Origin of the sequence: Corynebacterium lizhenjunii (assembly GCF_011038655.2) — a bacterium.
Taxonomy (GTDB): Bacteria; Actinomycetota; Actinomycetes; order Mycobacteriales; family Mycobacteriaceae; genus Corynebacterium; species Corynebacterium lizhenjunii.
Genome location: NZ_CP064954.1, coordinates 864,322 through 881,090, shown reverse-complemented (window position 1 = coordinate 881,090; position 16,769 = coordinate 864,322). Strand labels below are relative to the sequence as shown.

General features: G+C 61.7%; 19 protein-coding genes. 10 read left to right on the top strand and 9 right to left on the bottom strand.

What is annotated here, in order from left to right; all coding sequences use genetic code 11:
* Positions 1-59 precede the first annotated feature (59 nt).
* The 3 genes from xseA to G7Y31_RS04135 all read left to right on the top strand — a co-directional run bounded on the left by xseA (position 60) and on the right by G7Y31_RS04135 (position 1,995).
* Positions 60-1,301, top strand: coding sequence for an exodeoxyribonuclease VII large subunit (gene xseA, locus G7Y31_RS04145; protein WP_165007657.1), 1,242 nt, complete (start codon positions 60-62; stop codon positions 1,299-1,301).
* Between the two features lie 92 nt (positions 1,302-1,393).
* On the top strand, positions 1,394-1,648 hold the full coding sequence (locus G7Y31_RS04140) for an exodeoxyribonuclease VII small subunit (RefSeq protein WP_165007662.1): 255 nt from the start codon (positions 1,394-1,396) through the stop codon (positions 1,646-1,648).
* A gap of 2 nt (positions 1,649-1,650) precedes the next feature.
* A complete protein-coding gene (locus tag G7Y31_RS04135; RefSeq protein WP_165007665.1) occupies positions 1,651-1,995 on the top strand; it encodes a hypothetical protein in 345 nt (114 codons plus the stop codon).
* A gap of 18 nt (positions 1,996-2,013) precedes the next feature.
* Here G7Y31_RS04135 and G7Y31_RS04130 read toward each other — a convergent pair whose 3' ends face one another.
* A complete protein-coding gene (locus tag G7Y31_RS04130) occupies positions 2,014-2,583 on the bottom strand; it encodes a DUF4245 domain-containing protein (RefSeq protein ID WP_235923005.1) in 570 nt (189 codons plus the stop codon).
* A 162-nt stretch (positions 2,584-2,745) separates the two neighbouring features.
* Between G7Y31_RS04130 and glpX the strand changes: the two genes are divergently transcribed.
* From glpX to G7Y31_RS04105, 5 genes are all read left to right on the top strand, one after another.
* Complete coding sequence (glpX, locus tag G7Y31_RS04125) at positions 2,746-3,771, top strand: class II fructose-bisphosphatase (protein WP_165007671.1); 1,026 nt, start codon at positions 2,746-2,748, stop codon at positions 3,769-3,771.
* Positions 3,772-3,883: 112 nt separating this feature from the next.
* Positions 3,884-5,284, top strand: coding sequence for a class II fumarate hydratase (locus tag G7Y31_RS04120; RefSeq protein ID WP_165007675.1), 1,401 nt, complete (start codon positions 3,884-3,886; stop codon positions 5,282-5,284).
* 90 nt (positions 5,285-5,374) lie between these two features.
* The gene (locus G7Y31_RS04115; protein ID WP_165007678.1) at positions 5,375-5,878 is read left to right on the top strand and encodes a hypothetical protein; all 504 of its coding nucleotides are present in this window, start codon (positions 5,375-5,377) and stop codon (positions 5,876-5,878) included.
* Positions 5,879-5,981: 103 nt separating this feature from the next.
* On the top strand, positions 5,982-6,605 hold the full coding sequence (locus G7Y31_RS04110; protein ID WP_165007681.1) for a TetR family transcriptional regulator: 624 nt from the start codon (positions 5,982-5,984) through the stop codon (positions 6,603-6,605).
* Positions 6,497-8,131 (top strand): MDR family MFS transporter, encoded by a 1,635-nt coding sequence (locus G7Y31_RS04105; protein ID WP_165007684.1) that lies wholly within the window; start codon positions 6,497-6,499, stop codon positions 8,129-8,131. Before G7Y31_RS04110 ends, G7Y31_RS04105 begins: the two co-directional genes overlap by 109 nt.
* Here G7Y31_RS04105 and G7Y31_RS04100 read toward each other — a convergent pair.
* The 3 genes from G7Y31_RS04100 to G7Y31_RS04090 form a co-directional block, all read right to left on the bottom strand.
* Positions 8,128-8,664 (bottom strand): GNAT family N-acetyltransferase, encoded by a 537-nt coding sequence (locus tag G7Y31_RS04100; protein WP_165007691.1) that lies wholly within the window; start codon positions 8,662-8,664, stop codon positions 8,128-8,130. The two genes, G7Y31_RS04105 and G7Y31_RS04100, sit on opposite strands and share 4 nt — an antisense overlap.
* 10 nt (positions 8,665-8,674) lie before the next feature.
* Positions 8,675-9,304 (bottom strand): LGFP repeat-containing protein, encoded by a 630-nt coding sequence (locus G7Y31_RS04095; protein ID WP_244977434.1) that lies wholly within the window; start codon positions 9,302-9,304, stop codon positions 8,675-8,677.
* A 161-nt stretch (positions 9,305-9,465) separates the two neighbouring features.
* Positions 9,466-10,152 carry a LysR family transcriptional regulator gene (locus G7Y31_RS04090; RefSeq protein WP_165007696.1) on the bottom strand — a complete coding sequence of 229 codons (687 nt, stop codon included), beginning with the start codon at positions 10,150-10,152 and terminating at the stop codon, positions 9,466-9,468.
* Positions 10,153-10,188: 36 nt separating this feature from the next.
* On the opposite strand from G7Y31_RS04090, the gene G7Y31_RS04085 reads away from it, so the two are divergent.
* Positions 10,189-10,587 (top strand): DUF5997 family protein, encoded by a 399-nt coding sequence (locus G7Y31_RS04085; protein WP_165007700.1) that lies wholly within the window; start codon positions 10,189-10,191, stop codon positions 10,585-10,587.
* Here G7Y31_RS04085 and G7Y31_RS04080 read toward each other — a convergent pair.
* From G7Y31_RS04080 to glyA, 3 genes are read right to left on the bottom strand one after another with little or no spacing between them, the layout of a single operon-like run.
* Entirely contained in the window at positions 10,574-11,263 is a 690-nt protein-coding gene (locus tag G7Y31_RS04080; RefSeq protein WP_165007702.1) for an aminotransferase class IV, read from the bottom strand. The genes G7Y31_RS04085 and G7Y31_RS04080 overlap by 14 nt on opposite strands.
* A complete protein-coding gene (locus G7Y31_RS04075) occupies positions 11,260-13,119 on the bottom strand; it encodes a chorismate-binding protein (protein WP_165007706.1) in 1,860 nt (619 codons plus the stop codon). Before G7Y31_RS04075 ends, G7Y31_RS04080 begins: the two co-directional genes overlap by 4 nt.
* Positions 13,120-13,128: 9 nt before the next feature.
* Positions 13,129-14,424: a serine hydroxymethyltransferase gene (gene glyA, locus G7Y31_RS04070; RefSeq protein WP_235923008.1), complete on the bottom strand. Its 1,296-nt coding sequence runs from the start codon at positions 14,422-14,424 to the stop codon at positions 13,129-13,131.
* 146 nt (positions 14,425-14,570) lie between these two features.
* Between glyA and coaA the strand changes: the two genes are divergently transcribed.
* Positions 14,571-15,497, top strand: coding sequence for a type I pantothenate kinase (gene coaA, locus G7Y31_RS04065; RefSeq protein WP_165007709.1), 927 nt, complete (start codon positions 14,571-14,573; stop codon positions 15,495-15,497).
* Here coaA and G7Y31_RS04060 read toward each other — a convergent pair whose 3' ends face one another.
* Both G7Y31_RS04060 and G7Y31_RS04055 read right to left on the bottom strand, forming a co-directional pair.
* Complete coding sequence (locus tag G7Y31_RS04060; protein ID WP_165007712.1) at positions 15,498-16,283, bottom strand: isoprenyl transferase; 786 nt, start codon at positions 16,281-16,283, stop codon at positions 15,498-15,500.
* Between the two features lie 170 nt (positions 16,284-16,453).
* Positions 16,454-16,765, bottom strand: a complete 312-nt coding sequence (locus G7Y31_RS04055) for a hypothetical protein (protein ID WP_165007715.1) — start codon at positions 16,763-16,765, stop codon at positions 16,454-16,456.
* Positions 16,766-16,769 lie beyond the last annotated feature (4 nt).

Sequence of the window (16,769 nt, the reverse complement as noted above, 5' to 3'; positions counted from 1 at the left end):
AACAATACACTGGGTGAGCACCCCGGTTATCACGCTGAAATCTAAGGTAGGTCACTTTTATGGCACGTGCCAGCTCCACTCCAGAAGCCCCCTGGCCGGTCGCGCGGGTCAACGAACAGGTCAAGGGCTGGATTGAGCGCCTGGGCTATCTGTGGGTAGAGGGGCAGTTAGCACAGATTAGCTTTAAGTCCACGTGGGCCTTTGCCTTCATTACGCTGCGCGACGTGCAGCAGGACAAGTCCCTTGCGTTGCGGATACCTACCCGCCAATTTGCGGCACTGCAGCCGCGGCCGCAGGAGGGCGGCCGGGTCATTGTCCACGGCAAGCCTAATTTTTATGAAGGCCGCGGCGAGTTTTCCCTCATGGTTGATGAGATTCGCCAGGTGGGCATTGGCGAGCTGTTGGCCCGAATCGAGTTATTGCGTAAGTCCTTGGCGGCAGAGGGCCTATTTGCCCCGGAGCGCAAGCGAGCGCTGCCCTATCTGCCAGGCTGTATTGGTCTGATTACCTCGCGCGGCTCCCATGCGGAGCGCGATGTCATTTCGGTGGCCCAGGACCGCTGGCCGGCGGTGCGCTTCCGCGTAGAAAATGCCGCGGTGCAGGGCACGCAGGCGGTGGCGTCCGTAATTGCGGCCCTCCAAACCTTGGATGCTGACCCGGATGTCGATGTCATCATCATTGCCCGTGGTGGGGGTTCCGTGGAGGATCTCCTGCCCTTTTCAGATGAGGCCCTGCAGCGCGCGGTGGCTGCCGCGCGCACGCCGGTGGTTTCGGCCATTGGCCATGAGCCAGACAATCCAGTCCTGGATAATGTGGCGGACTTGCGGGCGGCTACGCCTACCGATGCCGCCAAGCGCGTAGTCCCTTCCGTGCTGGAGGAACGCGAGCTGCTAGCCACGGCGCGCTCACGCATGGCGGCTGCCCTGCGCGGCTGGGTGGACCGGGAGCGCTCCCAGCTCAATGCGCTGCGTTCAAGGCCGGTGCTCGCGAATCCATATGCACCAATTGAGGCCGCCCAGGAGGAGCTAGACCGCCTACGCCAACTGGCCCGCCGGGAGCTCACCCACCAGCTGCGCCAAGAGCGCAGTCGAATCGAGGCGTTGCGCAACCAGGTGGGCGCGCTGGGCCCAGCCGCCACGTTGGCGCGCGGCTATTCCGTGGTGCAGGTACTCCCCCGTGATGGTTCTGGGCCGGAAGTGGTCACGTCGTATCAGCAAGCCCCACCGGGCAGCCAGCTGCGCATCCGCGTGGGCGATGGCTCTATAACCGCCGCTTCCATGGCGGCTACCCCGGCCGACTAGGCGGGTAGACTGAGCCCAGCCTTACGCTACCCATCAATCGCACACACACCGACTGTTAAAACCGTGTAAACAACCCCGCTGAAGGAGCATCCATGTCCGAGCACACCATCGCCACCGGCACCCCGGGCCAAGACGCATTCCCGCCGGTAGAAGAGCTCAGTTATGAGCAAGCGCGCCAGGAACTCATAGAGACCGTCAAGATCCTCGAGCTAGGCCAGATGGGGCTCGATGAGTCACTGAAGTATTGGGAGCGCGGCGAAGCGCTAGCTAAGGCGTGCGAGGACCACCTCGATGGGGCTTCGCGCCGGGTCGAGGCCGCGCTGGGCGCTGCAAAGGAGGAGTCCTAAACATGCAGATTCACGGCTATCCGGGCCAGCGGGTGGACTTTGTCTCCGCTTCTGGCTCCGCCGGTTCTATTCTCTTTGGGGATCCACGCTCGCTAGTGGAGGAGTTTTTTGGCCCGCCCCACACCAGCAGTGCCACCCAGGTGGGCTACTTTCACGATGCAATTGTGCTGCAGCTTGACGATGCCGCCGGGGTCACCGCCATCACCATCACCCCAGGGGTTTCCCGGGAGAGAGTCTTGGTATTTTGCGGCAAGGATCGTATTACCCCGGAAACGGCCCACGAGCTCATCGACGTCCGCACCGACATGGAAGGCCAGGTGGAGTCAGTGACTTTCCGCTCCCGTTAAGGGCCAGCTTAGGGCCAACTAAGGGCGAGCTAAGGGCGCAGCGGCGCGGAAGGCACGCACCAGGGTACGGAAGTCATCCTCAGAGGCAGAACCGGTGAGGATCACGCGGGCATCGCCTAGATCGAAGCCCCACAGCTCACGCACGCCGCGCTCATCACTGGCATAAACCTGTACCGGAGTGCCGTCGACGTCGATGGTGCTGCGCTCCCCGCGGTAGTTGCCGTCATAGTTTTTCAGGGCGTCCTCCAGTTCCACGGAGGTTTGCGCGGCTTGGACAAAGCCATCCTGGGCAGTAACCCAGCCAACGACGGCCGCGCTCTGCCCAGCTAGGCTAGTGCGCCGGGCCGAATTGGGGCTCCACCCTTCCGGTACGTCAGGGTGGCGCAGTGGGGTATCTGTTGTGCGCGATTCCAGGTCGATGAAGGTCCGCGAGTCCACGGGATTGGAGCGCGCGTAGTCGGTTTCTTCCGGGTTGATGGTGCACAGCCCGGTTGCGCCCACCACCACCAACATCATGAGCACGGTCACGCCCAAGGACAGAACCATGTCCCGGCCGCCTTCAAAGATCTTGGGTTTTTCTTCAGCCACGGCTCCTAAGTATGGCATGGATACCCATAGGGTGCCCCATTTACTCCATGTGAGCTGCCGCTTCCCCATTCGGGTGTAGTGGTGGGTTCAAGCCGGGCAAAAGTGTAACAATGAAGGGGATGTTATCGACCACCCCCTACCTTGCCAAGGAGCGTCCAACCCATGACTGTTTCAGCGGATAATACGTCCTACATGCCCGATCGCAACCTCGCCATGGAGTTGGTGCGGGTGACGGAAGCCGCCGCCCTGGCCTCGGGCCGCTGGGTCGGGCGCGGAATGAAGAATGAAGGCGATGGCGCCGCCGTGGATGCCATGCGCAAGCTCATCAACTCCGTAGAAATGAACGGAGTGGTGGTCATCGGCGAAGGCGAAAAGGACGAGGCCCCCATGCTCTTTAACGGTGAGCAGGTGGGCACGGGCCAGGGCGCGGCCATGGACATTGCCGTTGATCCCGTGGACGGCACCCGCCTGATGGCAGAGGGCCGCCCCAACGCGATTTCCGTGATTGCCGCCGCTGAGCGCGGCACCATGTTTGACCCTTCCGCAGTGTTCTACATGAACAAGATTGCCGTGGGCCCGGAAGCCGTTGGGGTTATTGACATCGAGGCCTCCGTCAAGGACAACGTGGAGGCCGTGGCCAAAGCCAAGGGCATCCGCACCGAAGAGGTCACCGTGGTGGTCCTGGACCGTCCGCGCCACGAGCAGCTGATCCAGGATATCCGCGACGCGGGTGCCAAGGTGCGGCTGATTATGGATGGCGATGTTGCCGGCGCTATTGCCACCTGCCAAGACTCCAACTCTATCGACATGATGATGGGCATTGGCGGTACCCCAGAGGGCATTATCACCGCCTGCGCCATGAAGTGCATGGGCGGGGAGATTCAGGGCAAGTTGTGGCCGAAGGATGAGGCAGAGGCGGAAAAGGCTCGCGCTGCAGGCCACGACTTGGACCGCGTGCTGACCACGAATGACCTGGTCTCATCTGAAAACTGCTACTTCGCAGCTACCGGTGTGACCAACGGCGATATGCTGCGCGGAGTGTCCTACCGTTCCAACGGTGCTACCACCCGCTCCCTGGTTATGCGCTCGAAGTCCGGCACGATCCGCTACATCGACTCAGTACACAAGCTGGCCAAGCTGCAGGAATACTCCGTGGTGGATTACACCGTGCCGAACACGGCGCAATAGCCACCCCCGTGGCTCACGCCCGCGCTGAGATTAGGCATACTATAGGTGCGCAGATGTGAGCTACACATTTTACGTTTCCAGTTCCATTTCACGTCTATAAAAGGTGGATTACATGACTGAGTACCGCATTGAACACGACACCATGGGTGAGGTAAAGGTCCCAGTTGATGCCCTCTGGCGCGCGCAGACCCAGCGTGCGGTGGAGAACTTCCCAATCTCCGGCCGCGGCTTGGAGTCCGCACAAATCCGTGCCCTGGGCTTGCTCAAGGCCGCATGTGCGCAGGTCAACAAGGACTCTGGCGCCCTGGATGCGGAGAAGGCAGATGCCATCATCGCCGCCGCAAAGGAGATTGCAGATGGCAAGCATGATGATGCCTTCCCCATCGACGTCTTCCAGACCGGATCCGGTACCTCCTCCAACATGAACACCAATGAGGTCATCGCCTCCTTGGCACATCAGGCTGGCACGGAGATTCACCCGAATGACCACGTCAATATGGGGCAGTCTTCCAATGACACCTTCCCCACCGCCACCCACGTGGCGGCCACGGAAGCCGCAGTCAATGACCTGATTCCGGGCCTGAAGGTGCTCCATGACTCCCTGTTGGCTAAGGCCAAGGAATTTGCAGATGTGGTCAAGTCTGGCCGCACCCACCTGATGGATGCCACCCCCATCACCCTGGGCCAGGAGTTCGGCGGCTACGCTCGTCAGATCGAGCTGGGCATTGAGCGCATCGAAGCCACCCTGCCGCGTCTAGGCGAGCTGGCTATCGGCGGTACCGCTACCGGTACTGGCCTGAACACCTCCGCTGACTTCGGCGGCAAGGTCACCGAGGAGCTGAAGAAGCTCACCGGGATTTCGCAGCTCAAGGAGGCAGAGAACCACTTCGAGGCCCAAGCTGCACGCGATGGCCTGGTGGAGTTCTCCGGTGCCATGCGTACCGTGGCAGTATCCATCAACAAGATTGCTAACGACATCCGCCTGATGGGCTCTGGCCCGCTGACCGGCCTTTCGGAAATCCACCTCAAGGACCTGCAGCCGGGCTCCTCCATCATGCCGGGCAAGGTTAACCCGGTTATCTGTGAGGCAGTCACCATGGTGGCCGCGCAGGTAATTGGTAATGATGCCGCAGTGGCTTTCGGCGGCGCCAACGGCCACTTTGAGCTCAACGTCTTCATCCCGGTTATGGCCCGCAATGTCTTGGAGTCCGCGCGCCTGCTGGCTAACGGCTCCCGCGTCTTTGCAGAAAAGTGCATTGATGGCATCGAGGCCAATGAGGAACGCATGAAGAAGTTCGCAGAGTCCTCCACCTCCATCGTCACCCCGCTGAACTCCAACATCGGCTACGAAAATGCTGCTAAGGCTGCCAAGCACGCGCTGTACCAGAAGATGACTGTCCGCGAGGCCGTCATTGACCTGGGCTTCGTCGATGGCGAGAAGCTGACGGAGGAAGAGCTGGACAAGAAGTTGGACGTGCTGTCCATGACCAACCGCGACCGCGACAACTTCTAAACATCCCCGCCGTGCAGGCCCGGACCATTGTGCCAATGGCCCGGGCCTGCTTTGTGCATTCACGGATAGGAATCCCCGGAAAGGATAGGCATGAGCAGCAGAAACCAGCACGATAGCTTTGCTAGTCTGCACCCGGAAACCCAGCGCAGTGGGCGCAAAGTCATCCTCTCCGGCATCATTGTGCTGCTGATAGCACTTGGCGCAGCGGCTGCCGCCGGATACGTGTCCCTCCAGCGCGAGCCAGCCCCCGTAGTTGTCCAAGAAGCCCCTACCACGACCCTGGCGGCACCGCTCGCGGCCCAGGAGTTGGTCGGCACCTATTCCGGGCACTTTTACTCAGAGGGGAAGTCCTGGCCTGGAGTGGTGGCACTGAGCGGTACTACTGGGTTACTCACCTACCCGGAGGATGATTGCCAGGTGTGGCTGCACAGCGCCCGCGCAGAGGGCTCCCAGGTGGTCTTTGAGGCTTCCGGTTTGCAGGGCTGCACTCCGGCCGGCACCTGGAGTTTTACGCGCACCAACACCGGTCTTGCCGCACGCTACCACGAGGAGGGCGTCGCCCCGGTCGAGGCAAACCTGAGCCTGGAGCAATAGCTACCCCGCGGGAAGCGGCGCTGGGGCCGAGCAATAGCCGCCCCGAGCAATAGCCCGGGGCCCACTTTGGCTAATTCTTGCACTGGGTGTAAAGTTGCACGCCGTGCAAGAAGAACTCTCCCTGCGCGAGCAAAAGCGCCTCGCGACCCTCCACCGCATCGAAGATTGCGCCACCGCACTGGTGGACGAACGCGGTTTCCGGGCTGTCACAGTGGAGGACATCTGCCGCGCCGCAGGAATTTCCCGGCGCACTTTCTTTAACTATTTCGACTCCAAAGACGCCGCGGTGCTTGGCACGCCTGCTGCCGACTTCACCGATGCGCAGCGCGAGGCTTTCCTGAACACCGACGCCGAATCCATCTTGGAACTCATCCGGGCGCTGATTATCGACCACATGGCTACCCACCATGCCAACGATGACATCGCTGCGCGGCGCCAGCGCATCAGCTCTGACCGCGATGTCGCTTTGAGCGCACTAAGCCGCAAGCAAGCCAAGTCACAAGAGCTGACCTCGCTTATCGAGCAGCGCTTAGAGCGCACCCCGCAGTTGCGCAGGCTGCCACAGGTCTGCGCCGCCACCGAGGCCATGGCGTTGAGCGGTCTGACGCGTGAAGCGGTGTGGATAGCCCTGTCCGCCCCCGCCATGGACTCGGGTGCCTCTCTACCCCAGCGGCTCGATGTCGCCTTCGAGCTCTTAACCTCTACCGCGAAAGGACTGTCATGGTAGCTAAACCCACCCACAACCTGCCGTTGGTATTTTCCGCCCTGGTATTGACCATGCTCATGAGCTCGCTGGGGCAAATGATTTTCTCCACAGCCCTGCCTACTATCGTGGGCGAGCTGGGTGGGGTCGAGCACATGAGCTGGGTCATCTCAGCGTTTTTGACCACAATGACCATCGGCATGCCACTGTCTGGCAAGCTCGGGGACATGGTGGGGCGCAAGTGGCTCTACATCGGCGGCATCGGCGTCTTTGTCGTGGGCTCCACCTTGGGCGGCTTCGCGCAATCAATGGCAGTGCTGATCATTGGCCGGGCCATTCAAGGTTTCGGCGCTGGTTTTATGATGATCTCCTCCCAGGCAATCATCGCAGAAGTCACCACCTCGCGTGAACGCGGCAAGTTCATGGGCATCATGGGCGGAGTCTTCGGCCTTTCTTCCGTCCTAGGCCCAGTTCTAGGCGGCTGGTTTACCGATGGCCCCGGCTGGCGCTGGGGTTTGTGGATGAACATTCCCTTAGGTCTTCTCGCCATGACGGTATGCACCCTGGTGCTCAAGCTGCGCGTCGGGGAGGTAAGTCTGAAGCGTTTCGATGCCCTCGGCGCCACCACCATCGCCATTACCACCACCTGTCTTATCCTCATGACCACCTGGGGCGGCTCTGAGTACGCCTGGACCAGCCCAACCATCCTGAGCTTGGCTGCTGCGGTAGTCCTGGGCATTGCCGCAACCATCGTGGTGGAATCCCGTGCCGATGAGCCCTTGATCCCCATTGAACTGTTCAAGAACCGCAACATGGTGCTCACCACCGGTGCGACCACCGTTTTGGGGTTGACCATGTTCGGTGTGCTGGGTTATATGCCCACCTATTTGCAGATGGTGCACACCCTCACCCCCACGCAAGCCGGCCTGATGATGATCCCCATGATGGTGGGACTTATCATCACCTCCACCGCAGTGGGCTTCCTCATCGCGCGCACCGGGCACTACAAGGCCTACCCCATCATCGGGCTGGCCATTACCGCCGCCGCCTTGTGGTGGATGTCGCATTTGAGCGCGCAGACCTCCCTGCAACAGCTAGGGGTGGAATTCCTGGTCTTCGGCATCGGTTTGGGGTTTGTGCAGCAGGTCCTGGTGCTCATCGTGCAGAACTCTTTCCCCCTCACGCTGGTGGGCACCGCCACTGCGGCGAACAACTTCTTCCGCCAGATCGGCGGCGCCCTGGGTGCCTCCCTGGTGGGTTCCTTCTTCATTCACAACATGAAAAACGAGCTGGAAGCCAACCTCCCCCAAGCCTTTGCCCGCATGGGGGATGCAGGTGCCGCCTACGCTCAAGAGTTCGCCCACTCGGGTGCATCAAGTCTTACCCCCAGTAGCGTGTCCGCCCTCCCGGACCCCATCCGGGAGGTGGTGCTCCACGCATACAACGACGGCCTAACCCCCGTCATCGCACTGATGGTGCCCCTGGCCATCGCAGCCCTACTTTTGGTGCTCCCGATTACTGAGGAGCACCTCAAGGAAACTATTTCTTAAGCCCCCGGCTTGGGCAGCAACAGCTCATAGACGTCAGTGTCCCGCCACTGCCCTGCCAGCTCCCCGTAGGTCATCTTTGCCAAGTGAGAGAATGTACCCACCTTGACAAAGCCGCGGGACTCGTGCAGCCCGGCGGACCCGGTGTTTTCCGGGAAAATCCACGCATGTATGGCCCACTTGTGCAGTTCCTGGCACACCTCGATGAGCTTATCCAACAGCGCGCCGGCCACCCCGCGCCCGCGGGCGTCAGGATGAATGTAGATAGAATCCTCGACTACTCCGTGGAACACGCTGCGCGAAGAAATCGGGGCTGCGGACACCCAGCCCAGGACCTTCGAATCATCGCCACTTTCTACGGCGACGAACACCGACGCCATGATCTTGGAGTTGTGGAACTGCTCCAGAGTTAAGGCCTTGGTCTCATACGTGGCATGGCCGGTATCCAAGCCGTGTTCGTAAATGGCCTTCATCTGGGGGTAGTCTGCGCTGCGGAAAGGCCGCAGCACAAAGTCCTGCCCGTTGTTGTCTGCCATTCGCCGCGCCCTAGTTCTTCTCAATCTCCGGGCCGAACTCACCGGCCGCGTCCTGCAGCCAGGAGATGCTTCCACCAGCGAATTCCTGGATCCACCCGGTGCCCTGGTCCAACACCTGCTCTGGGCTCAGCGGCAGACCCAGGCCAGAGTCCAGGCCGCCCTCGTTCAGGTAGGTCTGGGCAATCTTGCCAATGACCGGAACCGAGTGCGCAGACTCATTATCAAAGGCCACTAGCTTGTCTTCCGCCAGCACGGCCAGGGAGCCAGCGTCGGTGGTGTGGATGTCCATAATTGCTTGTGGGTCGATGCCCCACTGAGCCGCCTGGTCTTCAATCGCGGTAGCGAAGGCCGCCGGGACCTCTGCCTCACCGGCTGCGGTGGCGATGGTTACGGTCTCTCCTGCCTCGGCGTTAGCGCCAGAGGTGTTCTCAGCGGAGTTCTCAGCCGAGTTGGCCGTGCTGCCCATCGCCTCATCAGCCTTATCCTTGGCCGCAGTGGCGGCATCACCAACAGCAGAGGTGGCCTCCGCAGCCACGGAGCCCGCAGAATCCTGTGCCTGCTTGGCGTCGTCGCTAGAGCAAGCCGCCAAACCCAGCGTCAGGGTAGTAGCGGCAAATCCGGCGGCAACGCGACGAGTCATAGTCTTCATTATGGTCTAGATCCTTTCAGTAAACGTTTATCAACGTTTTTCACGTTGTGTTAGTCATGTGCACCTTAGCGGCGCAACACTGATCGACCTTAACGAAATCTTAAGGATTCTTTCAACCTCCGACGCCACCACTAGCCTGCCATTACCCGCATTTACCGGCGTTTGCCCTGGCTGGTGCCTTTCTTACGTTTCGATAACGGTTTGCGCCCGCTGGCCTGAAGGCGCCTTTCTTGCTTAGCTCTTGTCTTCTCCCGTGCCGTCTTCTTGGTAGCGCTCGTGCGGGAGGAATTGGGGGTGCGCCCCTTGCAAATACCCACAAAGTCTTGAATGGCTTCTTTATCGTCTACCTTGCGCCACACCAGGGACACCACCGTGTGGGGGCCTTGCCAGTCCCGCAGCCCCAGATCCACTACTTGCTTCTTTGCCAGGACCTTCAGCAAGGGCCGCGGGGCGTACACCACCCCCACGTTGGCGCCCACCACCTGCAATCCCGCGCGCACGGCGGCCACGTCTACTCTTCCATCGGCCGGGGTGCGATAGTTGCAGATTTCTTCTGCCACATCATCACTGTGCACCGGCTCTCCTACTTCTGCAAAGATGGAATCCTTCGGCACCGCGATGCCGGGTTCCTCCGCATAGAGCTCCACCACGTGGTAGTCCTCCCCCACCCGTGGGTCTCCCTCACGGGGCAAGCGGGCCAAGGCAACAGCCCCTGGGCGCAGCGCCGCCACGGCATCATCAGCCGGGCAAGGGTCCACCCCGCCATGGTTGGTGTAATCCGCGTAGCGTTGGAACCACTTGTCAGGCTGTGTGCCGGTGGCGAAAATGACCTCTAGCATGCTTCTAGCATAGGGTCTAGTGCTACCGTGGTGGGCATGACTAACTCCACCAGCCAGCCTTCCGGCACTGCTATGCGCCCGCAGACGGCGGCAAAGAAGCTTGGTATCTATCTCCCGGCCACCCCGGAGAGCTTTCGCGACGGCGCCATCACTCACGCGCAGCTGCGCGAACTCCAAAACGATCCCCCACAGTGGCTCCAGGAGCTGCGCCGCGAAGGCCCGCACCCGCGCCCGGTAGTGGCTCAAAAGCTCGGCATCTCCGTGACGGCTTTGAAGAAAAACGATCTGGACCGTCCCCTGACCACGGCAGAGATCAAGGACCTACTTGCGGATCAGCCGGAGTGGCTGCGCGCTGCGCGCACTCAACTGGCACAGTCCCGCGAAGAAGCCGCTAAACCAGAATCCTCGGACCAACAGGCTTCTAAAGAGGCATAGCCTGCTCCCACAGAGCAGCATTAACCGCGGCGGCATCGAATGCCTCCGTGCGCGGTGCGACAACCTGCCCCCACGCGCCAATCCAGTGCGTCACTGGGGTCCACCCGTGCAAGGCGCTGGCAGCAAAGGCCGGCAGGCGTAGTGCCTGCGCAATGCTGACTTGCCGCCGCTGCACCCGCGGCAACAGCCCGGCCTCCAGGGTGGCCACTACGGTGGTTGAAAGCAGGGTCTCCCCCTGCGGCGACAGCACGGCCTCCCCGCCGTCAATAAACATCACTGCCGCATTAGCGGCCTCTAACGCCCAGCCCCCGCGGTGCAGCAGGGCATCATCAGCGCCAAGGGCCACGGCCCGGGCCCGCAGCTCAGCTAAAACTCCCAAGTCCGGCCCCTTCACCTGCGGAACTACGCGCGGGTCCTCCTCCGGGCCTATCCATAGCCGCGTCGCGCTCCGCAGCGGCGGGGCCGGCCGCAGTTTAACGGAAACACCCGTGGCGGCTTCCGCGACAGCATCCACGCCCGCGAGATGGCCAGAGATCCGCGGAAACCACTCGCCGCGCTCCGGGATACTCCCCCGCAAGTCCGGGTAAGTTCCTCCCGCTGCTTCAAAACGCTGCCGGTGCAGGTCCGGACGCACTACTCGCCCATCGCGCACCAAAAAGGAATCCACCAGCATCATGGGCGCGCCTCCAGGTACCGCGTCAGGGGCCGCGCCTTGACCACCGTTTCTTCCCATTCGGCTTGTGGGTCGGAAACCGCCAGCACTGCGCCGCCTACCCCGTAGTACGCCCCGCGCGCGGTATTAACCACGCTGCGAATAGTCATGGAAAAATCAGCCGTGCCCACCAAGGACAGGTACCCGAATGCGCCGGAGTACACCCCGCGCCAGGTTCCCTCCAGATCCGCAATGATCTCCATGGTGCGCCGCTTGGGCGCCCCCGTCATCGAACCGCCCGGAAACGCCGCGCGCAGGGCATCCACCGCCGTGTACTCGGGGGCCAGCGTGCCAGTAATGTGGCATAGCAGCTGGTGCACGGTGGCAAAAGACTCCACCACAAAAGCCTCCGGCACCGCTACCTGTGTGCACACCCGCGCCAGGTCGTGGCGCACCATGTCGACCACCATCAGCAGCTCAGAGCGCTCCTTTGCTCCCTGCAGCTGCGCCCGCAAGGCAGCATCTGAGCTTGCCGATGCCCCTCGTGGCCGCGTCCCCTTAATCGGCTTGGAGTGCACCACTCGGCGTTGGTCCACCGAGACAAACAGCTCCGGGGTGGTCGAAAGCAACTGCACATCCGCAAAACCCAAGTATCCGGTTCGCCCACTGGGGTTAGCGGCGCGCAGATCACCAAAGGTGCCCAGAGGATCCGGCACGCGGTCGAGTTCAATGCGGTTAGTCAAGCACACCTCATAGCTCTCGCCCGCCACCATCAACTCCTGCGCGCGGTGAATCCGATCAAGGTAGGCGGGTTCGTCGTGGACCCACCGCAGCTCGCTGTGCCATGGCTGGGTGGGGGTCACGGGGGCATCGGCAAGCTCCCAGGCATCATCGCCTGCCAGGGAGAGCAAGTAAGTACACCCGGCGGCGTGGTCGATGACAACGGCACGGGTGGCGAAGATAAACTGCGCATCCGGCTCCGGGCCGCGCATCAGCTCCGAGCCGGCCTCATATCCCAGGTAGCCCACCCACCCCAACGCAAAATCCAGGCCGGGAATGGGGCTACCCACCCGTGTGGGAAGACCGTGCTGCGCCACCTCCGCGGCCAAGAGCGCAAAAGGATCCTCCTGCTGGCAGACCAGGTGGCGGGCTCCGGGTGCGGTGTCATCGCCCAGAATGCTCCACTGGCCAGAATCCAGCCAAAAGACGTTCCCACCCCGGCGCTCCAAGCCGCGGGCAACCGCGGCAGGGTCAGCGCCCGGACGCGTGCGCACGCAAAAATACCGCCGCGCGTAGAAACGGCGCACCGCATCCAGGAAGTTATCGAATAGCAGCTGGCCGTCCTGGCTAAGCAAGGATTCCGGATGGAACTGCACCCCAAAAAGGCGCTGGCCATCGCTTAAGCCCATGGCAATACTTTGGCCAGAATGCGGATCAGTACAGCGGGCGGTGACTTGCAACGAAGGCGGGATGTCGGTAGCCACCAGCGAGTGGTAGCGCACCACCTCGGTGCCCTGAGCTATCCCGGCAAAAAGCTCCTCGCCGCTATGGTCTAGGTGGGCGATCTCCCCGTGTGCAGGGCGCTGCGCGCGGGTGACCGTACCGCCCGCAGCGTGGACCAAGAGCTGAAAGCCTAAGCATACTCCCAGGATCGGGCCGGGGAATTCCTCCACCACCCGGGCGCTGATGCCCACGTCCGCAGGAACCTCTGGACGGCCGGGTCCGGGAGAGATAATGACGGCATCGAAAGACTCCAGATCCAGCTGAGCCCACGGGGTGTCATTAGGCACCACCGTGGGCTCGGTGCCTGCTGCCCGTCGGACATAGTCCACGAGGTTGTACGTGAAAGAGTCGTAATTATCGACGATTAGCAGGCGCATCGCAGCGAACTAGACCAGCTTCCAGTCTTCCAGGCCGTCGTAGAGCGGGAAGTCCGCAGCGACCTTGGATACCCGGGCGCGTAGGGCGGCAACGTCGGCGTTCTTGCCCTGAGCCAGGGCGGTGCCGATGATGTCTGCGACTTCGGTAAAGGCCGCGGCATCCAGGCCGCGGGTAGCCAGCGCCGGGGTACCAATGCGCAAACCGGAGGTAACCATCGGCGGGCGCGGATCATTGGGAACCGCATTGCGGTTAACGGTAATGCCTACCTCATGGAGCAGATCCTCTGCCTGCTGACCATCGAGTTCCGAGTTGCGCAGGTCTGCCAGGACCAGGTGCACATCCGTGCCGCCGGTCAGCACGTCCACGCCGGCCGCGCGCGTGTCCTCCGCAGTCAAACGCTGCGCCACCAACTTCGCGCCCTCCAGCGTGCGTTCCTGGCGGTTCTTGAATTCCTCGGTAGCGGCAATCTTGAGGGCAATGGCCTTTGCGGCCACCACGTGCATCAGCGGCCCGCCCTGCTGGCCCGGGAACACCGCGGAGTTGAGCTTCTTCTCCAGCTCCTCCTTGGCCAGGATCAGGCCGGAACGCGGGCCACCTAGGGTCTTGTGCACCGTCGTGGACACCACATCCGCATAGGGCACCGGAGAGGGGTGCAAGCCAGCGGCCACCAGACCAGCGAAGTGGGCCATGTCCACCCACAGGGCGGCGCCGACTTCGTCCGCAATCTCACGGAAAGCCGCAAAGTCCAGCGTGCGCGGGTAAGCGGACCAGCCAGCGATGATGACCTGCGGCTTCTCGGCCAGAGCCTGGTCGCGCAGCTTATCCATATCAATGCGCATGTCTTTCGGGTCCACCTCGTAGGCCGCGACCTCATAGAGCTTGCCAGAGAAGTTCAGCTTCATGCCGTGAGTCAGGTGACCGCCGTGAGCCAAAGACAAGCCCAGGATCTTATCGCCCGGGTTGGCCAGCGCATGGAGCACCGCTGCATTGGCCTGCGCACCGGAGTGCGGCTGCACGTTGGCGTACTCAGCACCGAAGAGTTCCTTAGCCCGGTTCCGAGCCAGATCCTCAATGACATCAACATGCTCGCAGCCGCCATAGTAACGGCGGCCCGGGTAGCCTTCTGCGTACTTATTAGTCAGCACGGAACCTTGCGCCTGCAAGACTGCGCGCGGCACAAAGTTCTCAGAGGCAATCATCTCCAAGGTGTCACGCTGGCGGGCAATCTCGCCGCCGATGGCCTCAAAGACCTCCGGGTCCAATTCGCGCATCTCCTGGTAGCGCACATCATTGTTTGCAGTCATTTACGTCCCTACTTTGCAGTGGTCTCGGTCGTGTGAGCAGTGACATGTGTGCCGGAGCAGACACATCGCTATTCATCATAGAGTAGGCGCGGCCTTTAAACCCCCCTTATCAACCCCCGATTTTGGCTAGTGCGACAATGGAGCCCATGGCGCGTTTCCCAGATACCAGCCCCTACCTCGTATTCGACCGCGCGCAGTGGAAGTCTCTGCGCAACTCCATGCCCCAAGTGCTCACCGCCCAAGAGGTCGAAGCACTCTCCGGCATTGGCGAAAACATTGATCTCACTGAGGTCGCAGAGGTCTACTTGCCCCTCTCCCGCCTGATCCACATGCAGGTCGCTGCCCGCCAGCAATTGACCAAAGCCACCGAGAACTTCCTGGGAAACGAGCCCACCCGCGTGCCCTTCGTCATCGCCGTCGCCGGCTCTGTCGCCGTGGGCAAATCCACCACCGCCCGCCTGCTCCAGGTCCTCCTCCAGCGCTGGGACTCCCACCCCAAGGTGGACTTGGTCACCACCGACGGCTTCCTCTACCCCACCTCCGTGCTCAAAGAACGCGGGCTGATGAACCGCAAGGGCTTCCCCGAGTCCTACGACCGCCGCGCACTCATGCGCTTTGTCACCGAAGTCAAATCCGGCCAGGAAGAAGTCTCCGCGCCTGTCTATTCACACATCGAATACGACATCATTCCCGGGCAATACCAGGTAGTGCGCAGGCCAGACATCATGATCCTCGAAGGGCTCAACGTCTTGCAGACCGGCCCCAGCCTCATGGTCTCCGACTTGGTGGACTTCTCCGTCTACGTCGATGCCCGCACGGAAGTCGCCCAGAAATGGTACATCGACCGCTTTCTCAAATTGCGCAAAACTGCCTTCCGGGAGCCCGGCGCCCACTTCGCCCACTATGCAGAGCTTGACGATGCCCACGCGGCCGAACGCGCCCGCGACATCTGGCAAACCATCAACCTGCCCAACCTGGTGGAAAACATTCTGCCCACGCGCGTGCGAGCATCCTTAGTCTTGCGCAAAGGCCCCGACCATCTGGTCGAGCAGGTCCGGATGCGCAAACTTTAACTATTTTCCAAAGCGCCGTGAACGCTGCGAGTAATCGCGCAGCGCCCGCAGCAGGTCAATCTTGCGAAACGCCGGCCAGTAGGTGTCCGTGAACCAAATCTCCGAATAGGCGGACTGCCACAACAAGAACCCGGACAAACGCTGCTCACCAGAGGTGCGAATAACCAGGTCCGGGTCCGGCAAGCCCTTGGTATATAGGTGCTCTGTAATGGAACCCACGGTGACGTGCTGAACAATGTCCTCCGGGGTGGCATCGGCAGGCTGTGCCTTAATCAAGGCATGGACGGCATCGACAATCTCCTGGCGCCCACCATAGCCCACAGCGATATTGACAATAATCCCCCTATTATTCTGCGTGCGCGCTGCAGCCTCCTGCATGCGCTGCGACACCGCCTCCGGCAATAAGTCCAGGTGCCCCACCAGGCGCACCTGGCAGTCCAAATCCCTGCCCGATAGGTGCTCCACCACTTCAGAAATGATGTCAAAAAGCAACCCCACTTCCTCCGGGGAACGCTTCAGATTCTCCGTGGACAGCAGGTAGATGGTGACCACTTCAACCTCAGTGTCCGCGCACCAGGAAATCATCTCCCCAATCTTGGCGGCGCCGTGACGGTGCCCGTGGCTGACGTCTGCAAACCCTGCTTCCCGAGCCCACCGCCGGTTGCCGTCAGCCATAATCGCGATGTGTTTGGGCTGCGGCTTGCCCCGCAGCTCGCGCAACAGCCGGGCCTCATACAGCGGATAGAGGATCTTTGGCAGCTGGGGTAAGCGGGGCTCGAACTTCACGCCCCACAGTCTACCGGACTGCACTGCCAGCTAGACGCACGAAGACCTCCAAGCTAAACGCGCGAAGGCGTCCCAGCTAAACGCGCAAGGATCTTCCTGCTTAACGCACAGGGCTCTGCCGGCTATACGCACAACGATGAGACTCGGAGGTGAGCCCTGACCGATGAAAGCTAGAGGATAGGCTTCTTCCTCTGGTCGTAAATCCCCGCCTCCCGCATGGCTGCGTCTACTGCCTGCTCATCGAAGGGATCGAGTCCACGGTCCTGCGCAAACATGGTGCGCCGCCGGAAGCGCGAATATCGGCGGTGGAAGAACCACCCAGCCATGATCACGCCTACCCCCATTAGCGCCAGAATCAACAGCCCAATGGGCGAGGCCTTTCCAAATTCCGGGCCCACCGGCCCACTGGCACCCTGCTGCGCCAGCACTGCAACGCTGGGGTGCGTGGCGGCGGCAAAGTAAAGAGAGTCAAGCAAGTCCATGCCC

Excerpts from the sequence above, each read along its gene's own strand:
- xseA (WP_165007657.1), top strand. The coding sequence starts at position 60 with ATGGCACGTGCCAGCTCCACTCCAGAAGCCCCCTGGCCGGTCGCGCGG.
- G7Y31_RS04140 (WP_165007662.1), top strand. The coding sequence starts at position 1,394 with ATGTCCGAGCACACCATCGCCACCGGCACCCCGGGCCAAGACGCATTC.
- G7Y31_RS04135 (WP_165007665.1), top strand. The coding sequence starts at position 1,651 with ATGCAGATTCACGGCTATCCGGGCCAGCGGGTGGACTTTGTCTCCGCT.
- glpX (WP_165007671.1), top strand. The coding sequence starts at position 2,746 with ATGACTGTTTCAGCGGATAATACGTCCTACATGCCCGATCGCAACCTC.
- G7Y31_RS04120 (WP_165007675.1), top strand. The coding sequence starts at position 3,884 with ATGACTGAGTACCGCATTGAACACGACACCATGGGTGAGGTAAAGGTC.
- G7Y31_RS04115 (WP_165007678.1), top strand. The coding sequence starts at position 5,375 with ATGAGCAGCAGAAACCAGCACGATAGCTTTGCTAGTCTGCACCCGGAA.
- G7Y31_RS04100 (WP_165007691.1), bottom strand. The coding sequence starts at position 8,664 with ATGGCAGACAACAACGGGCAGGACTTTGTGCTGCGGCCTTTCCGCAGC.
- G7Y31_RS04095 (WP_244977434.1), bottom strand. The coding sequence starts at position 9,304 with ATGACTCGTCGCGTTGCCGCCGGATTTGCCGCTACTACCCTGACGCTG.
- G7Y31_RS04090 (WP_165007696.1), bottom strand. The coding sequence starts at position 10,152 with ATGCTAGAGGTCATTTTCGCCACCGGCACACAGCCTGACAAGTGGTTC.
- G7Y31_RS04085 (WP_165007700.1), top strand. The coding sequence starts at position 10,189 with ATGACTAACTCCACCAGCCAGCCTTCCGGCACTGCTATGCGCCCGCAG.
- G7Y31_RS04080 (WP_165007702.1), bottom strand. The coding sequence starts at position 11,263 with ATGATGCTGGTGGATTCCTTTTTGGTGCGCGATGGGCGAGTAGTGCGT.
- G7Y31_RS04075 (WP_165007706.1), bottom strand. The coding sequence starts at position 13,119 with ATGCGCCTGCTAATCGTCGATAATTACGACTCTTTCACGTACAACCTC.
- glyA (WP_235923008.1), bottom strand. The coding sequence starts at position 14,424 with ATGACTGCAAACAATGATGTGCGCTACCAGGAGATGCGCGAATTGGAC.
- coaA (WP_165007709.1), top strand. The coding sequence starts at position 14,571 with ATGGCGCGTTTCCCAGATACCAGCCCCTACCTCGTATTCGACCGCGCG.
- G7Y31_RS04055 (WP_165007715.1), bottom strand. The coding sequence starts at position 16,765 with ATGGACTTGCTTGACTCTCTTTACTTTGCCGCCGCCACGCACCCCAGC.